The organism is Shewanella sp. A22 (assembly GCF_053850585.1).
The window spans coordinates 1-23942 of sequence record NZ_JBSQBN010000071.1; the positions used below are offsets into that span (position 1 = coordinate 1).

At 40.3% G+C, this 23942-nt stretch carries 23 protein-coding genes and 1 pseudogene; 13 read left to right on the forward strand and 11 right to left on the reverse strand.

What is annotated here, in order from left to right:
• The 3 genes and pseudogenes from ACWXWT_RS13175 to ACWXWT_RS13185 all read right to left on the reverse strand — a co-directional run.
• Positions 1-942 (reverse strand): annotated as a pseudogene (locus ACWXWT_RS13175) (IS3 family transposase); the annotation flags it as partial.
• 184 nt (positions 943-1126) lie between these two features.
• Positions 1127-1948, reverse strand: a complete 822-nt coding sequence (locus ACWXWT_RS13180) for a WYL domain-containing protein (RefSeq protein WP_456042036.1) — start codon at positions 1946-1948, stop codon at positions 1127-1129.
• 262 nt (positions 1949-2210) lie between these two features.
• Positions 2211-2615, reverse strand: coding sequence for a hypothetical protein (locus tag ACWXWT_RS13185; protein ID WP_456042037.1), 405 nt, complete (start codon positions 2613-2615; stop codon positions 2211-2213).
• A gap of 563 nt (positions 2616-3178) precedes the next feature.
• On the opposite strand from ACWXWT_RS13185, the gene ACWXWT_RS13190 reads away from it, so the two are divergent.
• The 4 genes from ACWXWT_RS13190 (at position 3179) to ACWXWT_RS13205 (ending at position 6234) form a co-directional block, all read left to right on the forward strand.
• Positions 3179-3430, forward strand: coding sequence for an AlpA family phage regulatory protein (locus tag ACWXWT_RS13190; RefSeq protein ID WP_456042038.1), 252 nt, complete (start codon positions 3179-3181; stop codon positions 3428-3430).
• A gap of 483 nt (positions 3431-3913) precedes the next feature.
• Positions 3914-4507 (forward strand): YagK/YfjJ domain-containing protein, encoded by a 594-nt coding sequence (locus tag ACWXWT_RS13195; protein WP_456042039.1) that lies wholly within the window; start codon positions 3914-3916, stop codon positions 4505-4507.
• Between the two features lie 395 nt (positions 4508-4902).
• The gene (locus ACWXWT_RS13200; RefSeq protein WP_432282085.1) at positions 4903-5121 is read left to right on the forward strand and encodes a hypothetical protein; all 219 of its coding nucleotides are present in this window, start codon (positions 4903-4905) and stop codon (positions 5119-5121) included.
• Positions 5122-5394: 273 nt separating this feature from the next.
• The gene (locus tag ACWXWT_RS13205) at positions 5395-6234 is read left to right on the forward strand and encodes a hypothetical protein (protein WP_456042040.1); all 840 of its coding nucleotides are present in this window, start codon (positions 5395-5397) and stop codon (positions 6232-6234) included.
• A gap of 109 nt (positions 6235-6343) precedes the next feature.
• Here ACWXWT_RS13205 and ACWXWT_RS13210 read toward each other — a convergent pair whose 3' ends face one another.
• Positions 6344-7567 carry a tyrosine-type recombinase/integrase gene (locus ACWXWT_RS13210; protein WP_456042041.1) on the reverse strand — a complete coding sequence of 408 codons (1224 nt, stop codon included), beginning with the start codon at positions 7565-7567 and terminating at the stop codon, positions 6344-6346.
• Positions 7568-8123: 556 nt separating this feature from the next.
• On the opposite strand from ACWXWT_RS13210, the gene ACWXWT_RS13215 reads away from it, so the two are divergent.
• The 3 genes from ACWXWT_RS13215 to ACWXWT_RS13225 all read left to right on the forward strand — a co-directional run bounded on the left by ACWXWT_RS13215 (position 8124) and on the right by ACWXWT_RS13225 (position 10738).
• Positions 8124-9473 carry a kelch repeat-containing protein gene (locus ACWXWT_RS13215; RefSeq protein WP_456042042.1) on the forward strand — a complete coding sequence of 450 codons (1350 nt, stop codon included), beginning with the start codon at positions 8124-8126 and terminating at the stop codon, positions 9471-9473.
• Positions 9474-9588: 115 nt separating this feature from the next.
• The gene (locus ACWXWT_RS13220; RefSeq protein WP_456042043.1) at positions 9589-10101 is read left to right on the forward strand and encodes a hemerythrin domain-containing protein; all 513 of its coding nucleotides are present in this window, start codon (positions 9589-9591) and stop codon (positions 10099-10101) included.
• A 121-nt stretch (positions 10102-10222) separates the two neighbouring features.
• The gene (locus tag ACWXWT_RS13225; protein WP_456042044.1) at positions 10223-10738 is read left to right on the forward strand and encodes an AlbA family DNA-binding domain-containing protein; all 516 of its coding nucleotides are present in this window, start codon (positions 10223-10225) and stop codon (positions 10736-10738) included.
• On the opposite strand, the gene ACWXWT_RS13230 is transcribed toward ACWXWT_RS13225, so the two are convergent.
• The 6 genes from ACWXWT_RS13230 to lptM form a co-directional block, all read right to left on the reverse strand.
• Entirely contained in the window at positions 10718-11458 is a 741-nt protein-coding gene (locus ACWXWT_RS13230) for an HAD-IA family hydrolase (protein WP_456042045.1), read from the reverse strand. The genes ACWXWT_RS13225 and ACWXWT_RS13230 overlap by 21 nt on opposite strands.
• Positions 11458-12357 (reverse strand): tyrosine recombinase XerC, encoded by a 900-nt coding sequence (gene xerC, locus ACWXWT_RS13235; protein WP_456042046.1) that lies wholly within the window; start codon positions 12355-12357, stop codon positions 11458-11460. Before xerC ends, ACWXWT_RS13230 begins: the two co-directional genes overlap by 1 nt.
• Before the next feature lie 60 nt (positions 12358-12417).
• The gene (locus ACWXWT_RS13240) at positions 12418-13044 is read right to left on the reverse strand and encodes a DUF484 family protein (RefSeq protein WP_456042057.1); all 627 of its coding nucleotides are present in this window, start codon (positions 13042-13044) and stop codon (positions 12418-12420) included.
• Between the two features lie 122 nt (positions 13045-13166).
• Positions 13167-13994 carry a diaminopimelate epimerase gene (gene dapF / locus ACWXWT_RS13245; protein ID WP_456042047.1) on the reverse strand — a complete coding sequence of 276 codons (828 nt, stop codon included), beginning with the start codon at positions 13992-13994 and terminating at the stop codon, positions 13167-13169.
• A 40-nt stretch (positions 13995-14034) separates the two neighbouring features.
• Positions 14035-15279 carry a diaminopimelate decarboxylase gene (gene lysA, locus ACWXWT_RS13250; protein WP_456042048.1) on the reverse strand — a complete coding sequence of 415 codons (1245 nt, stop codon included), beginning with the start codon at positions 15277-15279 and terminating at the stop codon, positions 14035-14037.
• A 20-nt stretch (positions 15280-15299) separates the two neighbouring features.
• Positions 15300-15482 (reverse strand): LPS translocon maturation chaperone LptM, encoded by a 183-nt coding sequence (gene lptM / locus ACWXWT_RS13255; protein ID WP_456042049.1) that lies wholly within the window; start codon positions 15480-15482, stop codon positions 15300-15302.
• 79 nt (positions 15483-15561) lie between these two features.
• Between lptM and cyaY the strand changes: the two genes are divergently transcribed.
• Entirely contained in the window at positions 15562-15897 is a 336-nt protein-coding gene (cyaY, locus tag ACWXWT_RS13260; protein ID WP_456042050.1) for an iron donor protein CyaY, read from the forward strand.
• A 60-nt stretch (positions 15898-15957) separates the two neighbouring features.
• Here the strand turns inward: cyaY and ACWXWT_RS13265 are convergent, their stop codons facing one another.
• Entirely contained in the window at positions 15958-18405 is a 2448-nt protein-coding gene (locus ACWXWT_RS13265; RefSeq protein WP_456042051.1) for a class I adenylate cyclase, read from the reverse strand.
• 271 nt (positions 18406-18676) lie between these two features.
• Between ACWXWT_RS13265 and hemC the strand changes: the two genes are divergently transcribed.
• The 5 genes from hemC to ACWXWT_RS13290 form a co-directional block, all read left to right on the forward strand.
• Positions 18677-19606 carry a hydroxymethylbilane synthase gene (gene hemC / locus ACWXWT_RS13270; protein ID WP_456042052.1) on the forward strand — a complete coding sequence of 310 codons (930 nt, stop codon included), beginning with the start codon at positions 18677-18679 and terminating at the stop codon, positions 19604-19606.
• Positions 19607-19631: 25 nt separating this feature from the next.
• Positions 19632-20351: a uroporphyrinogen-III synthase gene (locus tag ACWXWT_RS13275; RefSeq protein WP_456042053.1), complete on the forward strand. Its 720-nt coding sequence runs from the start codon at positions 19632-19634 to the stop codon at positions 20349-20351.
• Between the two features lie 83 nt (positions 20352-20434).
• A complete protein-coding gene (locus ACWXWT_RS13280; protein WP_456042054.1) occupies positions 20435-21673 on the forward strand; it encodes a uroporphyrinogen-III C-methyltransferase in 1239 nt (412 codons plus the stop codon).
• Positions 21670-22839, forward strand: a complete 1170-nt coding sequence (locus ACWXWT_RS13285; RefSeq protein WP_456042055.1) for a heme biosynthesis HemY N-terminal domain-containing protein — start codon at positions 21670-21672, stop codon at positions 22837-22839. Before ACWXWT_RS13280 ends, ACWXWT_RS13285 begins: the two co-directional genes overlap by 4 nt.
• Positions 22840-23254: 415 nt before the next feature.
• A partial coding sequence (locus ACWXWT_RS13290; RefSeq protein ID WP_456042056.1) for a retention module-containing protein occupies positions 23255-23942 on the forward strand: 688 nt, incomplete at its 3' end.

Consider the following 23942-nt stretch of genomic DNA (forward strand, 5'->3'; position numbering starts at 1 on the left):
CATCACCCATACTGGCTCGAATACCATAGCTCGATAGCAGCCTGCCGAACTGCTTACTGGTATACTGTGAGCCTCGGTCACTGTGAAATACCAGCCCTCTGGCCGGTTGGCGCAGGTTGTAGGCTTTCATTAATGCCTTGGATATCAAATCTGTAGTCATGCGTTTGTCTATGTGCCACCCAACAATCCGGCGTGAATATAAATCCATTACCACCGCTAAATACATCCAGCCTTCACCTGTCTTTAAATAGGTCACGTCACCCGCCCAAACCTCATTAGCTGATACTGGGTTAAAGTTCATGTTTAACAGGTTATCAGCCACTGCATCTGAGTGTTTGCGCTGTGTAGTCACTTTGTAAGCACGTCGTTGGGTCGCTTTGAGTCGAGGGCGGAGCATAATTTTACGAACGAGATAGCGACCAACCTGGTAGCCTTCCTTGCGCAATTTCTTCACCATTTCACGATTCCCTAAGCTGCCTCGACTTTGCTTAAATAGCTGTCGAACAAGGCGATAAAGCTTCAGTGTTTCAATGCTTATCACGTTTGCTGGGCGTTTATGCCAATCGTAATAGCCTGACTTACTGACACTCATGACTCGGCATAACAGTGCGATAGGGAACAGGTTAGATTGCTGTTTGATGAAGCGAAATTTTATTTCATTTCTCTCGCAAAGAAGGCGCTTGCCTTTTTTAGTATTTCTTTCTCCATGCGTAATTCTTTGTTTTCTCTACGCAATCGTTTCAACTCATCACGCTCAGATTCTTCTAAGGTGATACCTTGTTGCAGGGCTTGGTGTTTTTCCTTCCAGTTGTAAAGCAGGCTAGTGCTAACCCCAAGAGACTTAGCTGCATCAGCAACGCTATAACCTTGCTCTAGCACCATCAAGACGGCTTCATCTTTAAATACCTGCGGATAACTCTTATGTGATTTTTTTAGACTCATATCGACCTCTTAATTTATTGATCATACTGTCTCAAAATTAAGTGTCCGATGGAATTAGACCAGAACACCGTGCACTAAGTACTTGTACTGTATTTGTTTTTTTGAACACTAAAAGACTGTCATTAAATACAGGTAAAGTTAGTTGACATATTATTGAGATGTTTCAGGAAATATTACTTACTAACTAAAATATCCACTGTTTTATGTCAGCTATGTTTACCACAATCCATTGTTGCGCTTCGGGAGTCCCGTCTAACATTTTAGTATTAACTTTCATTTCATGAAGAATGTAATTTGCTAACGCTGCGCGGGTTTCTATAATTAGGAGACCATCATTTAATTGATAATCATTAGCCAGTACATTTTGTTGTTGAATTGATAAACGTTGATCTGGTTTCAAGATTATTTTAATTGTCTGTAGCCAAGCTTCATCCAGTTCAATTGGATGAGAGGAATCTTCGAGTAATTCAATATCGTCATGAAAACGACTTAATACTAGATCACGATAGTCTTGTGCTTTTTCACAATAACCTCTGACATGCCATCTAAGCCCAGTATTAACAAATGTATGCGGATGGAAAATTCGGCCATCATTTTCGGGATGCGACAATGAAACATATGCTGCTTCGACACTCTTTTGTTGGATAATAGCTTTGACTAAAGCGCGAATAACCTTCACTGATACTTTACGGGTAGGGATAGCTAATTGAACTACATGGCTTGATATTAACTTTGTGTTAAGAATACTGCCGGTTGACCACCAGCTTAAAAATTGACTCACATCACCTGATATATAGTGCGCTTTAAAACTTGTGGAAGGAATATAACCCTGCTTGGCATAAATAAGGTTATGAGGGTGTAACTTACAATATTTTTTTATATCACTGTAAGCCTGCTGACGACTGATATCCAATGCCTTGACTAATTGACTATTGGTTACTGACCCTTGCCACCATGCAAGTAATTCGAGCAACATAAAACGCTCTTGAGACAAATCCTTTGCCATTCTAACTTTCTCCAACCTTCAATAAATTCATCATTAACCAGAGAAAAATACCAGTCAATAGCTAAAATATCTAAATAAGCTTATCTATGATTTAGAAATCACCAGATAAAGTATGTGGCATAAAATGCAGTTTAAGCATTTAGATAAATGACTCAATTGAGTCCTTACTCTTTTAAACCGTGCCGGTAAACTAGCTCTGAGCTAAATATCTACCATAAAATTCATGTTCGATTTTTTTTTATAGGTTTTGAGACTATTTAGCTCAGTGATGATTTTTAGCTAACCACTTTTCGATATCACTCACAATTGTTGCTACTGGCTTATCGTTTATTAATCTCACATCTTTTACGCTCATAGCATCATCAAGTTGCTTTTCAAATGAATCATTTGGGTTTGCGACAAGGATCCCGAGCGGTCTGCCATTAACTGCCTTTTCATTTCTATCTTTAAGCCAAGTGCTAGCTTCATCAACACTCTTGAATCTGGGTTCTTGATGAGTATAAAGCTCATTTGGCACTGTTAGTTGAGTCCCATTTTTGTAATAGGCAATTATCTGCGCTGTAGTCCCCATGCAAGAACTATCATTATAGAGTGCTTCTAATGCATCCGATAATGTATGGAATGGCTGAGGAGAGATGTTCAACACTCTAAATGCAAATATAGTCATACTGAGATGGCCACTTGGTTATAACTGTTAACAACGATAATCACATATTTACTTATCATTGTCTTCAAACAGCATGAACATATCAAAATGCTTATATGAAACTAGTTAGATTAAAACACCTACAGAATACAATAATAAACTAAATTCATGATGCTCTGATTGACAAAGAATTGGCTAACCAACCTTTTGCTGATCAAAGAGGGCAAAGCGTTTTGATAGCATGCTCGGTGATCCGCTAGACATTATTTTCGATAAGCTAAATGAATATCTCTGGCAAACAGGCTAAGCGATTTATATTGATACTGTCGACATTACGCCTCGAAATACTCACGATGCGTTGATAAAAATAGCTTTTGTAAACATGATTGCTTTACATGTCGATCGAATCGACATAAGCCTGAACTGTGCTGGTGGACAATGCCACCAGCACAACATCATAAAGGTCTACCCACATCTAAATCCATCCAAACACTAAACCCCCCTAAAATTTCATTTTCACTTATTGGTATAACAAAATCACATCCTCAAGCGCAATCAAACCAATTGAATATGAGGAAAACCTTATGAGAACAAGTCTATTCCAACCACATAGTGATGATGTTGATGAACCTTTCATCAGAGAGAGGCAACGATTATTTTTAACTTCCGTTAGCCGCTCACACGCCTTCCAACTCGAACGCTTAGGTCAATTCCCTCAGCATATTGATTTAGACCCCAATACCGTAGCTTGGAAGCTCAAAGAGGTACTTGAATGGGTCAGGTCTCGCCCTGTAGTGCAATTTGACATAAAGGAGAGCCAAGATGGCCAAGCATGAGAAACATATGAGTAAGACAAGGCTATGTCAGGATGTCGCATCACAGCATTTGCCTGAGCCAGCCTTGAACACTACACAGGTTGCCAAACGCTTAGGTAGGAGCCCCAAGACCATACGCAATTGGTTAAGGCAACAGGTCGAATGCCCTGATGCATTCAAAGATAAAAATGAGTGGTATGTTTATTTATCAGTCCTGATCCTATGGGAAACAAACCAGATAAACGGCACTTCAAACAAAGACTAAATTAAGTAGAAAGCACATGGGCATTCGTTTGCCCTTTCTTAGTTATCTAGTGACACAATCTGGGCTGTTATAACTACTTATTGAAGTGAAAATCACGAAATAAAACCGACTAACCCATTAAGAATACAGTTCTTAATCAAGTGAGTGGGTTAATTATAACTAGGTTATTAAATACTATTATGTCTCATAGCTTTTCAAATCAAGTATCACCCACATTCAAAAGCTATCAAAGATCATCAATGCCTAAAACGACAGATGTTTGTTTGGGTGGTTATGGTTGGAAAGTAATGAGTTTTACTGAAGGGCTTGATAGGAGCATTCTCAACAAGATCTATAACTGCTTAACTACTTACTTAACATGGCATTCTAAAATGCTTATGATCCGCTTGGACTTCTCTTTATACGATTCGCCTTCACACAATCACGATATCTCCAAGTCATTACAGCATATAGCCAAGATTCAAAAGAAACGTTATGGATGCATAGTCGGTTACGGCTGGGTACGAGAGCAAAATAGCACAGATGACAAGTGCCACTATCACTGCTTCATTCTACTTGATGGTCATAAAGTACAAAACTCAAAAACGACATTTGATCTTGTACTGCAAATCAAAAACATTGTCATCGACCTCAATCCACATGTTCCTGAGCATTGTTATTACATGATTCGACGTAATGAACTAGATAGCTTTCAGGCAGCTCTTTATCGGCTAAGTTATCTAGCTAAAAACGCGTCTAAACAACACCAACCGATGAGCGCCAAATGGTTTAGTTTTAGTCGAATCAAAGCAAGGCCAATCAACAAACTTACAGGCTCAGGAACGGCGAATTGAAAAAGTGTATGTTTCCAACAAAAAATGTTGATTAAATGTTAACCGTTTCAGCTTGATTTATGATCACTTCTCACTTTCATTGCGCTATGATCACAGCCCCTCCTGCAACTATCTATTTTTAATAGAATTAACTATCTGATCAGCACAAGTGAATGTTCAAATGGTTGTGAGCTATAAGAGTGATCACTTTTTTGTGATCACTTCATGAAATGAACATTTGGGATGGGCTATCTGTATGACAGTGAAATTAGCTTACAGAAGGTTACAGCTTTGCTACTACCAAGGCTGTTATTACAGTAGTATAAACAAGCTTAATGAACTATCTACATGGAGACATTAATGCTAATTCGATTTCAAAAAGGGGCTCTGTTCTAGGTATCACCTAGGAGAGAGACATGAAAAAAGAAGTTCGACTAATCCGTTTCTACGGTATCAATGAAGCAGGGTTGGCAGCACTGCCACATAAAGTTTCAGGTAGGCAAGTGTCACGTATATGCGTTGGTGAGGAAATGGGGTGTTCTCACTGCTTCCCACACGGCATAGAAACAACAAACAGCTACCTGACTAAAGAGCAACGTAACTGGAAGAAGTACCGTCGAGTCCAGTATCGCTAGCCCAGCCAGCCTTAAACTTAAACAGCACTCAAACGAGTGCTGTTTTTATATCAGCGTTTCATGTGGAGCTGGTCGCTCAAGGAAATCTAATCGAGTAAAGGGGGGTTACCCCATCCATAATTGATTCGATTGTACCCAACTCCATGCTGGCGTATCGCGGGTAGATCAAAAAAATACAATGATTTACTATCCATTGGCTTTAGTATACATAACACTACCTACCAAGCTGAATTGGCGAACAATATAGTTGATGGGAGCATTTGGGGGCAAACAATGGATATCGAATTTATACCGACAGTGCAGTCACTGCTTAAGCACGATGCAATAAGTGTTAAAGGAGATAGCGCGCTAATTAAAAAGTTGTCGAGGCACATTCAGCTTCAAAGCTTTAAACGTGAATTTATTCTCATGCCAAGCTATAGCGAAATGCTACCTATCATCGACAACATCTCTGATACCCCTGAATTAACTGACAGTATAAATAGACCACTGACCAAAGCAGTGCTATATAGCATAATTTTACACCCAGATAAGTTTGAACTGTTGTCACACACGCATTCTGATTCAGGGTACTCTACCCAAACGATTTATACTAAGTCGGCACCCAACCCTAAACGGCTTGGTAGTACGTTTAGGGCACTGTATAAACGGATTGATGAATCGAAACAGTTTGTCATTTGTAAGCGGTGTAAACAGCTAGTGGACTCTGCGCTATGCCATGAGAACACTTGTAGCTACAATTGTGATGATACCTACAAGCAAGTGTTTGATAGCAGCTTAGTTGACCGTGTGACTTGCTCTGGCATTGTTAGCGTATTGATAGATAAAGATTATATTAAGTTTTATATTGTTGCGACTGATTGGCTAGACTCACATTCATCTTGGCTATGCCACAGAGTTATTGGCAAATTACCTTTAACCGCATCATTCACTGAAGTAAACGCGCTTAAACATAAGCTGGAAGATGAACAAGAATACCCCGCACCTTGCTATCACTGCAAAAAACAATGTAATGAGGGCGACGCTATAGACTTAGAGTCATTGGTTGATTTCGATACTGATGCAATTGTTTGTTATAGCTGTGCAACTGAGCACTATGGTGTGATTTACTAGGCGATAAACCACAAGTAAATGCTTTGATATTCGTGATTAACATTCAGAATTCAAGCAGATAAGCATGCAAAAATTCGCTCCTTTACTGCAGTGAATCATCATGGGTTTTCTATCCCGCCTTAGCAGAGCCAATAAGTACTACATTATCGACAGGGTTAACCAAAAGCTCTAACCATTCGCACCACATGTTTAATGCTGCCTGCTTCTCAGGTAAATATTGGCTACGGTTGTAAATGGCCATCATTCCGCCTAACGAGTGCCCTAATAATTGCTCAACCACATATGGGGCTATGCCTAAATCGTTTAATTTGGTGGCAAAGGTTCGTCGTAAGTCATGTAAACTCCATATATCTTTGTGTTTTAACCTTTTGCATATCAAGCTTCCAGCACCACTTACGGATTCACGACTCTTCAGTTCACCTAAAAGATAACCTGTTTCACCATGGCGCTTATGTAGAAACTTGATAAGGGGTTTAATGCGAGCAGGGATTGGCCTAATAATGAGCGTGTCCGTCTTACTATGAGCTTTGGGCACTGTCCATAAGTCGCAATCTAAGTCCCACTCCTCAAAGGTAGAAAGTCGTAACTCTTGTGTTCGAGCGCCAAATACAATGAGCAGCTGACACAGATAACGCATATAGAACGTTCCCTCCCGCTTTTGAATAGAACTCATCAGATCATACAACTCAACGTCAGAAAGTACTCGGTCTTTCTTCCTTTGCTTTTTACCGACATCGGTAACAATCAAGTCATCCAATTCACGGCTTATTGCATATCGTCTGACACGGCAAAACCGTAATGCCTGTTTAGCATTTTGAAGTATTTGACCAACGGCAACAGGTGCAGGCCTTTGCTTGCCTTTTATTCCCTTGCGGATACGGTCGAAGCATTCGATCCAATGTCGGGTTTCCGTTTGCTCTATGGGGAAGTGACCAATATAAGGGTAAATATGCCTATTGAATTGAGCAATATTTTTATCAACATTGACACGATTATCTCGAGCATAATTGTCAATCCAATACTCTAATGCTTGTTTCACAGTTACAGGCGTTAAGGTCTTATCTCTACTCATGCTACGTTTTAACTTAGGGTCATGGCCTTCAGCTAACCATGAGCGACATTCTTCGGTCATATCCCTTGCTTGTCTGAGCAACACATCAGGGTAATCACCTAAATCCATGCGTCTATTTTTACCATTGATCTTATAACGAAACTGGAAACGAACCTTGCCTTGTTTGGAGACTCGTGCGCCTAGTCCTTTGCCGTCGGATAACTCTTGTATTTTAGATTGAGGCTTACCACTTAAAGCACGCAACGACGTTTCGTACAGCATGATTGTATTGACTCATTTGGGTGAGGATCTGGCCAATTCCATGTACCCCCATATGTACCCCCATCTAATCATAGGAACCAATATCAACCAATACCTATGAGGACAACAAAAACCTCTTAGCTGTTGATAACCAAGAAAAACTTATACCAAACAGAGACATATCAATACCATTGAAAACAGCAAAAATCGCTGTACGGCATGAACTAAGACCTAGCGTCTAAGCGATTGTAATAAAACGGGCTTATCAGCAATGGTAAGCCCGTTTTATTTTTTGAAGACGTACAAGATAATGACCATTTAACAAAATAAGCACTTACATCTGAAAACTATCAAAATAAATATTGCATACTTAACCACTGAACTGAAACAATCACATGCTAAAACACTTACGTTTTATAGAGTTACAACACCAGGAAAGAATGAATACTAGATTATGAACACAAGCCACCCTATAAGTAAAACAACAAAATGTTGGCTCGCTTTTAACTTTCAATAACATATTAATAACAATAAGCTGTTATCTACTATTTAAATTTCGATAAGTAAGGACATATACATGCCTCGTTCACTGTCATTTGGTTTTGTAGCTTCTACATTATTGGCTCACACTCGGTGTCGCTCGGCCCGAACATTACAGAATCACTTAATTTTAAGATATTTATTATTAGGCGGTGCAACATTAGGCTGTTCTGTGGTTGCGAATCCAATGAATACCAAGGCTGTATCAACTGCCCCTTTTGACATGGTTATCACCCCCCCAGCTCTTACCACATCAGTTAATCCAGCCACTTTTGCAATATTACCTCAAGCTGTCAGTAATAATGCGGTTGCATTGGTACATAGCGATAACCAAGGCTATTTACTCAGCTTTATGGGAATAGGCCAAGGTAAAACCAACAAAGATGTTCATAACCATGCCTGGGCATTATCACTTAGCGAACAAAATGCTTACTGGAAATCGATTGCAGATGTTCCTCATGTCGCCCCTTTAGCTGGTCGATTAGCATCCATTGCGATTGGGATTAATGATAAAGCCTATCTCTTTGGCGGCTACACTGTCGCAGAGAATCATGATGAAATAAGTACGGTAGACAACTACCAATACGCTATTAATACTAACCAATATCAGCGAATTGCCGACATGCCTGTCGCGGTTGACGACACTAGTGCAGCGGCATATCAGCATCGTTATATTTATCTGTTTGGTGGTTGGCATAATGACGGCAATATTAATTTAGTCCAAGTCTATGACACCCATACCAATACTTGGGCCCAAGCCAGCCCGATACCGGCACCAGCTGTATTTGGCCAATCGGTGGGAATGGTGGGCAATCAATTCGTTCTGTGTGACGGTGTAAAAGTGCAAGCAAACCTTAATGCTCGCCGTAGCTACCAAGCATCACCGGTTTGTTTGTATGGGGAGATTAACCCTGATAATCATTTGCGTATTGATTGGCAATTACTGCCGCATTACTCTGTCGCGACTCACTTCAAATCAAACCAACCTCAAACAATTGACTTAAGCGACAAGCAATCAATCGTAAACCCAGTCAAATCAAATACGTTAACCACTGCCAGAGCGCATTACCGCATGGCAGCAACTGGGATTAAAACAGTAACTGGTGGGCAAATTATATTTTTAGGCGGTAGCGATAATCCCTATAACTATTCTGGCATGGGATATAACGGTCGCCCTAGCGAGCCTAATTCATATGGTTATCGTTTCGATTTAGCCACTAAGCAATGGTTAACACCAATTGAACTATCACAACCGAGCATGGATCACCGTAGTGCAGTATGTTGGCAGCATGCCTTGTTACGCGTTGGCGGTATGCTTGAACATCAACATGTTAGCCAACAAGTGTTAATAACCCCACTCATTACAGGTCAGTCGTGTACCCAATAAGATATAAATTTGCAGATTATATGTGAGACAGCTAACAGAACTTGAGTGACCTAATTGAGCTAGGATAAAGGTGCACATAATATACATGTAAATTATGGGCACCTTTGGAATAACTATGCCAATATCACAAGCAACTGAGCAATTATCACTATTGTCGCTGGTTGAGTTAATCGATCATATTGAAGCAACCCATCATGCGTATATTCGTGAAACTGCGCCATTATTGATTGGATATACTGAGAAAATGGTTCGTGCTCATGGTGATGATAGTGATGAAATTAAGCCATTGGCACTGTGCGTTCGAGAGTTAATTGACGAGTTAATACCACACCTTATGAAAGAGGAACAGGTCCTATTTCCGGCCATTAAGTCGCTCAGTTTAGGCCAGCCTGTCAATGGATGTTTTGGTCATATTGGCAACCCGATTAACATGATGCTGCACGAGCATGATAATGCCGACAGCTTGCTTCACACAATTAGAAACCTAACTAATAATTACACGATTCCTGACGGAGTTTGCCACACTTGGCAAGCCTGTTACCGTACTTTGGCTGAATTTGATGCCGATTTACAAACGCATATTGACATTGAAAACACCCTTTTATTCCCAAAAACCTTAGCGCTATAAATAATTCGCTTAAATTCCCCAGTTAGAAGCAAATTTGGACTCCCCCCAACGGATTTGCTTCCTTTTTTTATCTAAACTTCATAAAGTAGCATTTATGCCTATAAGACTATATGGAGCGTAAATGTCACCTCATCATTACCCAACATTTGCCCTAGACGACATAGCTAATTTACATGAGTCAGCCCAAGTTGAATTTAAATTAGCGGGTGGACGCGACGGTAATGGCAAGTTGCCCGAAGGCATGTGGGAAAGTTATAGCGCGTTTGCGAATACCTTAGGAGGTGAGATTATTTTAGGGGTAAAAGAAGAACAAGGTGACTTCACAATTGAAGGGATTGTTAATCCAATGCCCATGCTCAGTGAAATTTGGGATATTTTACATGACCCTAAAAAAATCAGTCACAACATTTTAGCGCCAACTGACGTACAAATTATCGAAATAATGGCTAAAAAGCTTATTCGCATTCATGTGCCCTGCGTGGATGTAAAACTTAGGCCCATCTATGTCGGCACTGATCCTTATAGCGGCACCTACTTTAGAGTTGGCGATGCCGATATGCACGCAAGCCGTGAGCAAGTTGAACAAATGAGCCTAAAAGCCGGTATCGATCTCAAGCTAAAGCAACTGAAGCAATAAATTCAAGTGGTTGATCTCGATATGCGGCAATACTGGCTGCGCTTTTTTATGCCGTTGCTGCATACATGGATTTAGCCACACACTTTGACAACCCGCCATTTTTGCTCCTGCAATATCCGACAACGGATGATCGCCCACATGCAATAATGCCGATGGTTTAATATCTAACTGCTGACAAGCAAGGTTAAACATGTCTGCTGCGGGTTTCATTTTTACCCCATGCCCAGGATGCAGCACAAATTGCATAACGTTATCTAACCCTATGCGCTGAGTGTCGACATTACCATTGGTAATGCCAATAAGCGGATATTTTTGCCCTAAACGTCGCAGTAACACCATGATATGTTGATCAATGGTGAAATCACTTCGATGATACTGAAAACATCTCATTCCCTCTTGCGCCCCTGTGCTAGCTTCAATCTCGCTATAACCAAAATGTAAAAGTCCTTGGTGCAACATGGCATAACGGGCTGCTGTTGTGTCGTGGGCTAATTCAGGGTGTTGGGTAAATAATGCATGTTTGAATTGCTGCCATTGAGCAGCACTCCATGAAGCTGTAGCAGGGTAAGTTTGATTTATTAATGTAAAAAGTTGCTCACTGGCATGCATTACATAGGGAAGGTTATTGTAAAGTGTGTCGTCTAAATCAAAACTAATTGCGCTAAACGGTTGTAAGCGCTGATACTGGATCATTGAGGTTTTAGGCAATTGCAATGTCATTATTTCCCCCTGTCTTTTTTCGCCCTTGGGTGTGCACTATCGTAAACGTTAGCAAGGTGCTGAAAATCTAAACTGGTATAAATTTGTGTTGTCGATAAGTTAGCATGCCCAAGTAATTCTTGTACTGCACGTAAATCTTGGCTTGATTCAAGCATATGGGTTGCAAACGAATGGCGCAACTTATGCGGATGAACTTTTACCGCCATGGCCTGTTCTTGGCCCCATTTAGCAATACGAGCTTGAATACTACGATGGGACAAGCGCTTACCTTGGCTACTCACAAATAACGCATTACCAGCTTGCGTACAAGGTAGCTGCTCGCGGCAACCCAACCATGTTTTTATTGCGGTTAAGGCAACCAGACCAATAGGCACAACACGCTGTTTACTGCCTTTACCTGTCACTTTAACTTCGCTTTGCTCAAACTTGATGTCTGCACAATCTAAGCTCGCTAACTCAGCCAAACGTAAGCCACTAGAGTAAAACAATTCCATAATGGCTTTATCTCGAAGACTCAAAGGATCTGCCCCTTCTATGGACAATAAATGACTAACGGCATCCACATCCATATTTTTAGGTAAGGGTTTATTTTGTTTTGGCGCCCTTAACGTTTGTGCAGGATTTACCGTGACAACGCCTTCTTGTAACAAAAAATCAAAAAACTGTTTCAAAGCAGACAAACACAAAGATAACGACCGTGGGCTTAACCCTTTTCGGTGTAACGTTGCTAACACAGATTGAAGCTGCTCGCGGGTGACATCAACAAGACAAGTAGATTCGGTTAGTATGGTTTCAACTCGGCGTAATTCAAACAAATAATTGCGCACCGTATAAGCAGAGAGCTGCCTTTCTGAAGTTAAGTGCTGGCCGTATGTTGCTTGCCAATCTATTGGCTTCATCACTATGCTCCTGATAAAAAACGGTAAATGTAGCCTAAACACCGCACTTGGCGTTAACCATTACATTTTTGGCAGCATATGGTCTAATAAACGACGCAATTGGCTAAAGAGTAATGAATCCATGTCGGGGTGAAAATGAGTAGGGTCTTTACTGGCTATGGCAAAAATCACTTGGCCGTTTTCATCGGATAATTTCGTTAACGCCACAGACCCGACCTCGCTGCCAAACAAACGTTTAGCTTCTGACTGAGTTAAGCGACCAAAATAATAACCAGTTTGCACTCGATGGCGCCAAATTTTAGCGAGTTCACTGTCGATATCGTGCACCGTAATCAACCTAACGTGGCTAAAGCCAAACTGCGTTTTCAATCCATCTGACAACACTTGACGCAACTCGCCTAAATCTTCGCTTTCAAGCATTTTAAACGATAAGTCTGTATTAAATTTAAAGATGTTCTCATTATGAGTTGCGATATTCATCAGCGAAGTGATTTCTTCTTCTAACAGGCTAACCCGTTGACGCAACAGCTCTTGTCGACGTTCAACTAACGAGACGACACCGCGCTCAGCATGAGGTATACGCATAGCGATTAACAACTCAGGGTAACGATTAAAAAAATCGGGATTATCCAAAAGGTATTCACGAATTAACGTTTCATCAAATGGCGCCTCTTGTAGAGAAGCCATCATATCAGCACCAAGCTCTTGGCCTATGGAGTTAATATCTTTTGCCTGGGCACTGCTCACCGTAGGGGGTGTCGCTCCGTCAGCCGCTTCTTTCGTCAAACTAACGTCAGAGGTCATCTCAGTCATAATTGTATTTGTCCATCGTATACGTGTTCAGCGGGTCCAGTCATCCAAAGAGGTTTACCCTCGCCTTCCCAATTAATCACTAAACTGCCACCAGGTAAATCAACTCTCACCTGTTTATCGAGCTTATCTTGTATTTGTCCTACTGCGGCGGCAGCGCAAGCTCCTGTACCGCAAGCTAACGTCTCTGCTGCACCACGCTCATAAACCCGCAATTTAATATGACCAGGAGTCATAACCTGCATAAAGCCAACGTTCACCCCTTTGGGAAAACGTTCATGCCGAGTGAGCATGCTGCCAATGTCATCCACAGCCACATTTTGCACATCATCAACCTCAATCACACAATGTGGATTCCCCATTGAAATTGCACCGCATAGGTAAGTTTGCATTGGCGTTTGTAGCAAGTATGTTTTTTCACTTTTTTTGGCTTTAAAAGGAATTTGGCTTGGTTCAATAACGGGTACGCCCATATTAACGGTCACGTTTCCATCGCGTTCAATACGTAAAGTAATTTTACCTGAGCTAGTGCTCACGCGAATTTTATTCTTTTGAGTTAAGCCTTTATTACGAACAAAACGAGCAAAACAGCGTGCTCCATTACCACACTGTTCAACTTCACTGCCATCTGCATTAAAAATGCGATAATGGAAATCTAAATCTGGATCATAGGGTGGCTCAACCAATAATAATTGATCAAAACCAATCCCAAAATTACGATCGGCAAGACGGCGGATTTGTTCAGACGAAAAGAACACATTTTGTGTTACGCCATCAACGACCATAAAGTCATTTCCCAGTCCGTGCATCTTAGTGAAATGGATCACAAAAGTTTCCTTATAAAACGTTATGCCGACAGTTTATTGCTTAAGGCAATAAATGTTCGCCTTGCCAGAGTTGCTCTAGCGTTTCACGCTGACGAACAACAAAATTATCACCGCCATCAACCATAATTTCCGCCACCCTTGGACGAGAATTATAATTTGAGGCCATTACAAAACCATAAGCGCCACTTGAACGAACCGCTAATAAGTCACCCGCTTTTACTGCTAACTGCCTGTCTTTACCTAAAAAGTCACCAGTTTCGCATACAGGACCTACAATATCATAAGCAAACGTAGGTGCATCATTTTGTTGTACTGGAATAATATTTTGCCATGCGCTGTAAAGCGACGGACGAATTAAATCATTCATTGCACCGTCGACAATCGCAAAGCGCTTATCACTGTTTTCTTTCAGGTAAAGCACTTGAGTAACAAAAATACCCGCATTAGCAGCAATGGCTCGACCCGGTTCAAAAATTAATTTCAGATGACGCTTATTCAAACGTTCAAGCAAAGCCGCTGCATATATATCTGGATGTGGTGGCGTTTCGCCGTTATAGGTCACACCTAAACCACCACCCACATCAAAATGCTCAATCTTAATACCTTGCTCACCTAAACGATCTATCAACCCAAGCATACGATCCATTGCATCTAAAAAGGGTTTGATTTCTGTAAGCTGAGAACCAATATGGCAATCTACGCCTTTTACATGTAAATGGGATAATTCAGCTGCACGAGCAAAAACCACTTCGGCCTCATCCATGGCAATACCAAATTTATTTTCTTTAAGGCCGGTTGAAATATACGGATGAGTACCGGCATCAACATCAGGGTTAATCCGCAATGATACTGGAGCCACTTTACCTAAACGGCCTGCGACATCATTAAGCTGTTCCAGTTCTGCACTGGACTCAACATTAAAACAATAAATACCAATATTTAAGGCTTGTTCCATTTCGGCAACGGTTTTGCCTACACCAGAAAAGACCACTTTTTTAGGATCACCGCCAGCTTGCAGTACACGCGAAAGTTCACCGCCTGAAACAATATCAAAACCACTGCCTAAACGAGCAAGTACATTGAGTACCGCTAAGTTTGAATTGGCCTTCACCGCATAACAAATAAGGTGAGGGTGATTGGCTACCGCATTATTAAAGGCATGCCAATGGCGCTCTAATGTTGCCCGCGAGTATATATACAGCGGTGTGCCATGAGTTTTGGCCAGTTGTGCTACATCGCAGTCTTCTGCGAATAATGAATCATTTTGATAAGAAAAGTAATCCAAAATGCGGTTCCTTATAAAGGCTATTCTTGTAGTGAAATAGTGGGTTGAGAGTCGAGTTCCTCAGTTTGCTTTAGCACATTTGTGCTTGCAGGTTGTGGGGCAACTTTATTAACCGCAGGCTCAGGCGTTTTGTATAAAACCCCTTTTTGACCACATGCGGTTACGAATAGGCTAGCAAGCATAATAAATAAAAGCAGTCTCATTTTTCTCAACATCTGTGCATCTAATGGATAATGGTCTTATAATCGCATTCATAACGCAGAAAGCAAAGGATAGAAATGCATGGCTATTACAGATACTGAATTTCATCGATTAGCGGATGAAATGTTTGGCAAGATTGATAACGCGGTAGAAAAAGCAATTGACGAACAAGATGCTGATGTCGATATCGATGCGAGCGGCAATGTTTTGCAGTTATCTTTTGAAGATGGTTCGCAAATTGTCATCAATAAGCAAGAACCACTACATGAAATATGGATAGCCACAAAGTTTGGTGGCTATCACTTTAATTATACTGACGACAAATGGTTAGATACGCGCAATGGGTTGGAGTTTATGCCTTTTGTAATCGATTCAATCAAAAAACAAAGCGGTATTATTCTCGACATAAACACATAAATGTCGGCATGGCTTAAGTTGTCACAGTCATTAATATTGTGATTGAAATAGGGCTCATGCTTAAAATGCTGAGCCCATTTCATCTTGTGACAAGCCAAACGGCATGACGGTTAATTCGCCTTCTACCCGTATAAGTTGGAAAAATTGCGGCATATTAAAAACAGGTGTTGATTGTTTTTTTGCACCAAATACGTATAAATGACTTTCTTTAGCAACAATCTCATTAATGTTGGTATCGAGGTATTGCGTATGTTCAAGCTGGTTATTTTCATCGGCAATAAACACATCTAGTGTTGTATTACGTTCATGTAAAAAGTACTGTTTCGCCCCTTTTACAATAAATTGTTGGATAACCGATGGCGCATTTGAATAAGGATCACACCTCGAATAAGCTTGATCATCAGTAGGAATTGTCGAATCATTTTTCCGATACATCATCCCTAAAGAGTTGAAATACATATTGTATTTTTGATCGCCTATGGTGATTGGATGCATTAGGGTATTCGTTTGATTGACCTTTTTCATCAATCCATAACAACGTAACAATAACGTTTTAAGCTGGTTAAAAATCTGCTGTTTTAACTTAGCAGAGCAACTAATAATAGATAAATCAACTTGTTCATGTGAGCGCTTTAATCCCAAAATAATAAATGAGATAGCTTCAAGTAAAGCCGTGTGACCATTAAAGCGATGACTTTGCCATTCTCCCCAGCTGTTTAAACACACAATAGCAACAGATGAAAGCATGCTTTTTTTGGTTTTTCCAAGCGATAAAATATTAGCGTTAACATAATCTAGCATCAACTCTTGCCCATGCCATTGGGTCGTGGGGTCGCCATCCATATTCGCTATTAACACAATTTTTTGATAAAACCACGGTTCACATAAGTCACGCTTAGATACCGTCGGTACATGATGCATAATAGGGATAAGTTTACGTGTAAGGTAGCCGAGCTTATCTGCACGTTTTTGACACCCACCTACTTGAGACCATTGAGTTTCTGCCGTGGCAAGCCCGTTCATCACCGACCACGCAACCACACTGCATATGTGTTCCGCATCATGAACGGCATGATTATCAAACGCATTTTGCTGATAGTGACTATCATCTTCAAACTGTTCCATATTGTCATATGGTTGACGATATAAATAAAATCGTGATGTTTTTTCACAATAGCGAATGGTTAACGATTTTTCAGCGGTAGATAAACTCCACAAACGATTGAGAGGCTGTAATAGATGATCATCATGACTAAAATAGGTATGTAATTTACGCGCCAACAATCCCAATTCTTCAACTCGCATACGGTCACTTAGGGTTTGTTTCGAGGCAAACTTCAATAAATTTTTATAACTAACTAATAATAATTCACTCAGTTGTTGGTTAAACCATTTTAGCTGCCCTGCATGCCAATAAGGACTGTTGTCTAGTGTTGTCACTAACTCATGGCTCCATGCCCATTGTTTTACTAAGCACTTTATTTTTTCGACACGCCAATCTGTCGCTCCATGAGGAGACAAACGCGATAATGTGACACCAGATTTCAAATAAAAGCAACGTCTGACAATTTCTAAACGATTATTATCACCTAGGCCAATCAAATAGGCTTCAATACGTTTATAAAGTTGTAAATAAGCATCATTATCTACACTAAAATCTTGTTGTTCACAGTATTGCCAAATTTGTTGAGTAATTAATGTTGTATGGGGATATTCCGAGGCATATGTTTCCAACAATAATACTTTCAGCAAGGCTTTATGAGGTTTATTTAATCCTTTATACAGCTGCCATAATGACGCGCCAAAATATTCAGCTGCGGGTAACGAATTAATATCACCAAGGTAAAGTAAACTGGTATCGGTCTCTTGATTATCAGCATTTGGCCACCACGCAACAATTTTTCCCGCAAGCCGAATATGAGTGCGATAAAACTCCTCAAGTAATAACCAGTGTTGGCTACTGCCACTATTTTCTATGCCTACGGACTGGCAATTATCAAATGCGTTGCACTGTGTAAATTGCATAGGGTGAACAAGATAAATGTTAACTTCAAACTCAAAACCAGCAAACCAGTCACTTATAAGCTTATTTTTATATTCAACTAACTTAAGCTGCTCATGAGTCAGGTTACTATTATAAACCAACCATATATCCACATCACTTTGAGGGTTTTGCCCAAAACTGGCAGTGCTGCCCATGGCGTATACACCTTCAAATGCATCAAGGTTAGAATGAGTTGTGTCTAAATGAGTTGCGTTTGGAATAGGTAAGCACAAGGCATCACACGCTGTAATTATTGTGTTTGATAAAGCAAAACCCTTTATGCCACACGGTGTGGCTGGGTCGATAATTCCAGGAACATTTATTTGATTGTTCTGGATTAAAAAAGGAATAACATGAAATAATCTTTGCTGTAAATCAGACATCACATCGAGGGCTCTCGCCAATCGAATGCTATTTAATTTGTTAGCTAAATCCTTTTGATAATATGCGGCTTTATCGGTCAAGATTCACTTCCTTTATTCTTTTACTGGCACAGATCTTTAGTTACAAATAAAATAAATTATTCACTCGCACAATATTTAACCAACTAAGATCACATTTTCATCAAAACAGTGATCATCGTAGCATTTATTTTTTATTTCGCCAGTAGTTAATCAAGACAGTACCCTTTAAATAAGCCCTACAGACTTCAAACAATTAGCATCAACTTCTTACATCAAATCGTTGGCAATGATAGCATTAGCTTAATAACGCTACCTGATTGGATCGACTACCATGCCTGAAAATATAATTCGTATCGCAACACGTAAAAGCCCGCTTGCAATGTGGCAAGCTGAATTTGTGAAAGCTGAGCTTGAACGTCTTCACCCAGGACTCACCGTTGAGCTATTACCAATGAGTACCAAAGGTGATGTAATTTTAGATACTCCTTTGGCAAAAGTTGGTGGTAAAGGCTTATTTGTAAAAGAACTTGAAGTAGCAATACTTGAAAATCGTGCAGATATTGCGGTGCATTCAATGAAAGACGTACCAGTCGATTTTCCTGATGGCTTAGGCTTACAGGTTATTTGTCAACGCGAAGACCCTCGCGACGCTTTTGTATCAAACAGCTATAAATCTATCAGCGAATTGCCTCAAGGCGCTGTGGTAGGTACATCAAGTCTACGTCGTCAGTGCCAAATTAGAGCAGCTCGTCCTGATTTAGTGATCAAAGACTTACGTGGCAATGTCGGTACCCGTTTAGCAAAGCTTGATGGCGGTGATTATGATGCCATTATTTTAGCCGCTGCCGGACTTATTCGCTTAAAACTAAAAGAACGTATTGCCAGTTTTATTTCTGCAGAAGAATCACTGCCAGCTAATGGTCAAGGTGCTGTGGGTATTGAATGCCGCATCAATGATGAACGCGTTAAAGCGTTGTTAGCACCGCTTGAACATTTAGAAACTCGTTACAGAGTGCTTGCTGAACGAGCAATGAATACCCGTCTTGAGGGAGGGTGCCAAGTCCCTATTGGCGCTTTTGCTGAAATAAACGGCGACACCCTCACCCTACGAGGTTTAGTGGGTAACCCAGATGGAAGCCAAGTGATTGATGGTACTGTATCGGGGCCCAAAACAGATGCAATAAACTTAGGACAAGCGTTAGCTGATGATTTACTCAGCCGCGGCGCTAAAACGATTTTAGATGCTGTATATGCTAGCTAATTTTACATTATCAAGATAACAGGCCATGAAAGTCTTGCTAACGCGCCCGTCTGGGCGCAATCAAGCAATGGAAGAGCAACTCTCGCTTCGCGGTGTTGCTTATTTTGTTACTCCGCTATTATCAGTGGTAGAAACCACTGAACAACTTACACCTTCCGTCTTAGATAACACCGACAATTTACTCTTTATTAGCACTAATGCAGTGGATTTTGCTGCGCAAAAATTACAACGACAGTTTCCTACTCATTGTCGTTATTTTGCCGTAGGGCAAGCAACAGCCGACACTTTAGCGCAATATAATATTAACGCTTATACTTCACCAGAACTCAGTCAAGACAGTGAGGGCTTATTATCCCTACCGCAACTTCAACATATCGATAAACAATCGTTTATTATTATTCGCGGGATTGGAGGACGTGAAACTCTTGCAGAACAATTAACTGAGCGAGGTGCTCATGTAAACTATTGGCAGGTGTATCAACGTACGACACCGACATTTGATCGACATGACATTTGTCAGCAGTGGAAAAGCTTCGGCATTGATACCATTATCGTGACCAGTGGTGAAATATTATCCAATTTAGTCGACCTTGTACCAAAAGAATCATTTGCATGGTTACGTGCATGTCATATTATAGTCCCTAGTCATCGTGTCGAAATACAAGCAAAAGCAATGGGGTTAACCCATATTACCAATGCAAATGGAGCAAATACTCAAGCTATACTAGCGAGTCTTGCGTTATAATTGTTCTGGTATTGTTGTGTAGCATCGACATGCACTTATAATATTGCTTTTATTGGTTATATTTTTGCTTTCAAGGACTGTTCATGGAAAACAATAAAAAAGATCCAAACTCGCCAGCCCATCAGGATGAGAAAGTGATTTCTCCTGCGACGAGTCCAGCAGAAAAGCCGGCTCACCCACCAAAAGGCAACACCACTAGCCAATCATCTGTTGACAGCAAAACCAATAACAAACAATCAAACATTTCTGTCAATAACAGCCGACGAAAAGCTAAACCCAGTTCTTGGTGGATCCGCATTGGGGTAATGCTAAGCTTAGTCGTAGCAATAATCGCTATCGCGGCATGTTATTGGCTCTATTTGCAGCTTAACCAACAGAGCAATGAACAAACTCAGTTAGCGCAAAATATTTCTGAGCAAATAAAACAAAATACATTGCTGAAATCTGATTTTCAGCAAACGATCATGACAACCAATAAACGCATCGCATTGTTAGAGCAACAACAGTTGAACGATACTAAAGCGTATGCAAAATTAGCTGAACTACAACAATCAACGAAACAACTGCATGATCGAGTCGCAATAATCGCCCAGCGTAGTCCAAATCATTGGATGGCATCAGAAGCAGAATACCTTGTACGCATGGCAAGTAGAAAACTGTGGTTGGAAAATGATCCACAAACAGCTATTGGCTTATTACAATCGGCAGATGAGCGCATTAGTGCAATGCAAGATCCTGCATTAACCGTATTACGTAAAGCTTTAGCTAATGACATAGTCAAAGTTAACGCATTAAAAACAACAGACATAACCAATAGCATTTTTGAATTAGATACGCTTATGGATGGTTTAACACAATTACCATTAAATCGCGTTGATGAAAATTTTTCCAAAGACACAAATGCACAGCCAATGACTGACTCAATTGACGATTGGCAACAAAACTTAGCCCGAACTTGGCATGACTTAACCGATGGTTTCATTACTATTCGTAAACGAACTACCGATTTAGAACCATTATTAACACCAGAGCAGCAATGGTATTTGGTCGAAAACATCCGTAACAAATTACTTCAAGCACAATTGTCATTATACCGATTTGATCAAGTCAACTATCAACAGTCAATTGCGTTAGCCAATAAATGGCTTCAACAATACTTTGATTTAACCGACCCCAAGACAGAAAAAACGATAGAAACATTAGACAAACTTGCCAAGGTCACAATTGAAAAAATATCACTCAATAAATTCCAAGCCACTGCGCTTTTACAGCAGCTGGTAACCTACGGTGAAATAATGCCTACGGAGGAACTAGCACAATGATTAAAACCTTAGTGTATGTGCTGCTTGTCTTAATCGCATTGTGCTTAAGTCCACTGATTATCGGTCAAAGTGGTTATGTTTATATTGCTATTGGTGACTATCAAATAGAAACCAGTTTAGTGACAGGTGTTGTTGGGTTAATTGTTTTTTATTTTGCTCTGCAATTGCTTGAATGGTTAATCGTTCTATTATTAAATATAGTATTAAGTAGTCGATATCTACCTGAACAATGGCGTAGAAAAGCCGCTAAAAAATACACATTAGCTGGAGCGTTAGCACTGGCAGAAGAAGATTGGACCTCGGCAGAAAAAGCCATGGCAAAAGGGGCCGAAAAAGGTGAAATTCCTGTATTAAATTTATTTGCAGCAGCAAGAGCGGCACATTATCAAGGAGATATGGCTGCTCGAGAGCATTATTTAACTCAAGCAGAAAAGAACCCTATTGCTAAAACCGCGGTTTTAACATCACGTACTCGTTATTTAATGAAGCAAGGTGAGCTAGATAAAGCCCGCGAAATACTGAATAAGCTTAACCCTACAAGTAAAAGTAGTGCTCCGGTGTTAAAACTTGCACTAGAGTTATATCAACAACAGCAAGATTGGCCAGCGTTAAAATTGCTATTACCTATTTTGAAACAGCGACAAATATTGACGGATGCCGAATTCAATCAACTCAGTACTTCAACACACCGTATTTTACTATTAGATGCAGCAAACACCTCCGAAGCGGAACTGAATAAATATTGGCATTGGTTAAACAAATCAGAACGAAATAAAGAAGAATTAATATTAGCGTATGCACGTGGACTTAATCAGCATGATCGTAAAGAGCAAGCAAGTAAGCTAATTAGTAAACAACTTAAAGCATCGCCATCAGCGGCTTTATTTTCTGCAATACCAGAGTTGATTGGTGCCCAAGATGAAACTGTACGTAAATTGTTGAGTCGTTTAGAGACGACCCATGAAAATGATGCCGACTATCAAATATGTCTAGCAAAATTAGCCATGCAACAACGTAATGCCAAACAGGCGAAGATACACTGGCAAAATGTATGTCGCATTACACCGACACATCAATCTTGGCTCGCTTTAGCACAAACACAAGAACAACTAGGTGAAAATGCAACAGCGGCTCATAGTTACCGCAACGCTGCCAATACAATGTAAATATTACGTTATATTTTAACCAACAAAAACCTGCAATTTTGCAGGTTTTTTAGTTATTTACATTGTCTCACCTTGAAAGAAGCCGACATATTGGAGGCTTATCTATAAGGTCACCAATAAATATTGATTGTTAGTTGCCGATATAGAGGTAAGAACTAATTTGTAATCTGTAACATTCTAAATGTCTACCAGACATTTAGAATGTATAACACCACTGTAATAATTATCTGTTATATAAAATATTTAGCATGTTCTCATCAAGTGTCAAAAAATTGACTACCGTGACGACTGGTGATATTGTTATCAGACTGTACCTACATTAATTTTAATGCCAATACTAGTAGTTAACTAAACAAATATAATACATATTACCGTTTTAGTGCTTTAAGTATATTTGAGCTGTTGGGAGCTTCATATGGGATCGATTACAACGTCACAAAACGGGATACTTTCTACCTCAGAAAGTACCCTAACAATAACGATTAACAATGAAACCAAGGCGCTACAAGTTGGGCAATTTGTTCCTGCTGGTGCGATCGTTTCCAGCAGCAATGATCTTGGTTTCGTTATAACGTTTGATGACGGTACTATTTTCAATAGTGTAACCGCCCCTAATGACGAACCACTGATTGCATTAGTTGATACTAACAATGAACCATTGGCGGATCAGCAGGCTTTCGATGAAATCGAAGCCCTGCAAGCATTAATAGCTTCTGGAGAAGACCCTACTCAAGATCTACCAGAAACTGCCGCCGGCACAGCCATTGCAAACCAAGGAGATTCTGGATTTGTTGCCGTAACACGAGACGGTAGCGAAACAATTGCCGCTACAGGTTATGACACAAGTGAACAAGCTGCTACCCCAACAGCAGTGATTCAAGAAGAGAATATTGGTGAGAATGATACTCCTTCGATATTAGCCAACGACACTATTACAGTAAACGAAGACCAAGTTGCATCCGGTAATGTTTTATTAAATGACTCCGATCCAGACTCTGATTTAAGTGTGGTCAGCATAGAAGTTGACGGCCAAACATACCCAGCAGGGACTGAAGTCACATTAGCTGGTGGTCTATTGATTGTCGATGAAAATGGTACCTACA

Coding starts and splice junctions, on each gene's coding strand:
- ACWXWT_RS13180 (WP_456042036.1), bottom strand. CDS start 1,948: ATGGCAAAGGATTTGTCTCAAGAGCGTTTTATGTTGCTCGAATTACTT.
- ACWXWT_RS13185 (WP_456042037.1), bottom strand. CDS start 2,615: ATGACTATATTTGCATTTAGAGTGTTGAACATCTCTCCTCAGCCATTC.
- ACWXWT_RS13190 (WP_456042038.1), top strand. CDS start 3,179: ATGAGAACAAGTCTATTCCAACCACATAGTGATGATGTTGATGAACCT.
- ACWXWT_RS13195 (WP_456042039.1), top strand. CDS start 3,914: ATGCCTAAAACGACAGATGTTTGTTTGGGTGGTTATGGTTGGAAAGTA.
- ACWXWT_RS13200 (WP_432282085.1), top strand. CDS start 4,903: ATGAAAAAAGAAGTTCGACTAATCCGTTTCTACGGTATCAATGAAGCA.
- ACWXWT_RS13205 (WP_456042040.1), top strand. CDS start 5,395: ATGGATATCGAATTTATACCGACAGTGCAGTCACTGCTTAAGCACGAT.
- ACWXWT_RS13210 (WP_456042041.1), bottom strand. CDS start 7,567: ATGCTGTACGAAACGTCGTTGCGTGCTTTAAGTGGTAAGCCTCAATCT.
- ACWXWT_RS13215 (WP_456042042.1), top strand. CDS start 8,124: ATGCCTCGTTCACTGTCATTTGGTTTTGTAGCTTCTACATTATTGGCT.
- ACWXWT_RS13220 (WP_456042043.1), top strand. CDS start 9,589: ATGCCAATATCACAAGCAACTGAGCAATTATCACTATTGTCGCTGGTT.
- ACWXWT_RS13225 (WP_456042044.1), top strand. CDS start 10,223: ATGTCACCTCATCATTACCCAACATTTGCCCTAGACGACATAGCTAAT.
- ACWXWT_RS13230 (WP_456042045.1), bottom strand. CDS start 11,458: ATGACATTGCAATTGCCTAAAACCTCAATGATCCAGTATCAGCGCTTA.
- xerC (WP_456042046.1), bottom strand. CDS start 12,357: ATGAAGCCAATAGATTGGCAAGCAACATACGGCCAGCACTTAACTTCA.
- ACWXWT_RS13240 (WP_456042057.1), bottom strand. CDS start 13,044: ATGGCTTCTCTACAAGAGGCGCCATTTGATGAAACGTTAATTCGTGAA.
- lptM (WP_456042049.1), bottom strand. CDS start 15,482: ATGAGACTGCTTTTATTTATTATGCTTGCTAGCCTATTCGTAACCGCA.
- cyaY (WP_456042050.1), top strand. CDS start 15,562: ATGGCTATTACAGATACTGAATTTCATCGATTAGCGGATGAAATGTTT.
- hemC (WP_456042052.1), top strand. CDS start 18,677: ATGCCTGAAAATATAATTCGTATCGCAACACGTAAAAGCCCGCTTGCA.
- ACWXWT_RS13275 (WP_456042053.1), top strand. CDS start 19,632: ATGAAAGTCTTGCTAACGCGCCCGTCTGGGCGCAATCAAGCAATGGAA.
- ACWXWT_RS13280 (WP_456042054.1), top strand. CDS start 20,435: ATGGAAAACAATAAAAAAGATCCAAACTCGCCAGCCCATCAGGATGAG.
- ACWXWT_RS13285 (WP_456042055.1), top strand. CDS start 21,670: ATGATTAAAACCTTAGTGTATGTGCTGCTTGTCTTAATCGCATTGTGC.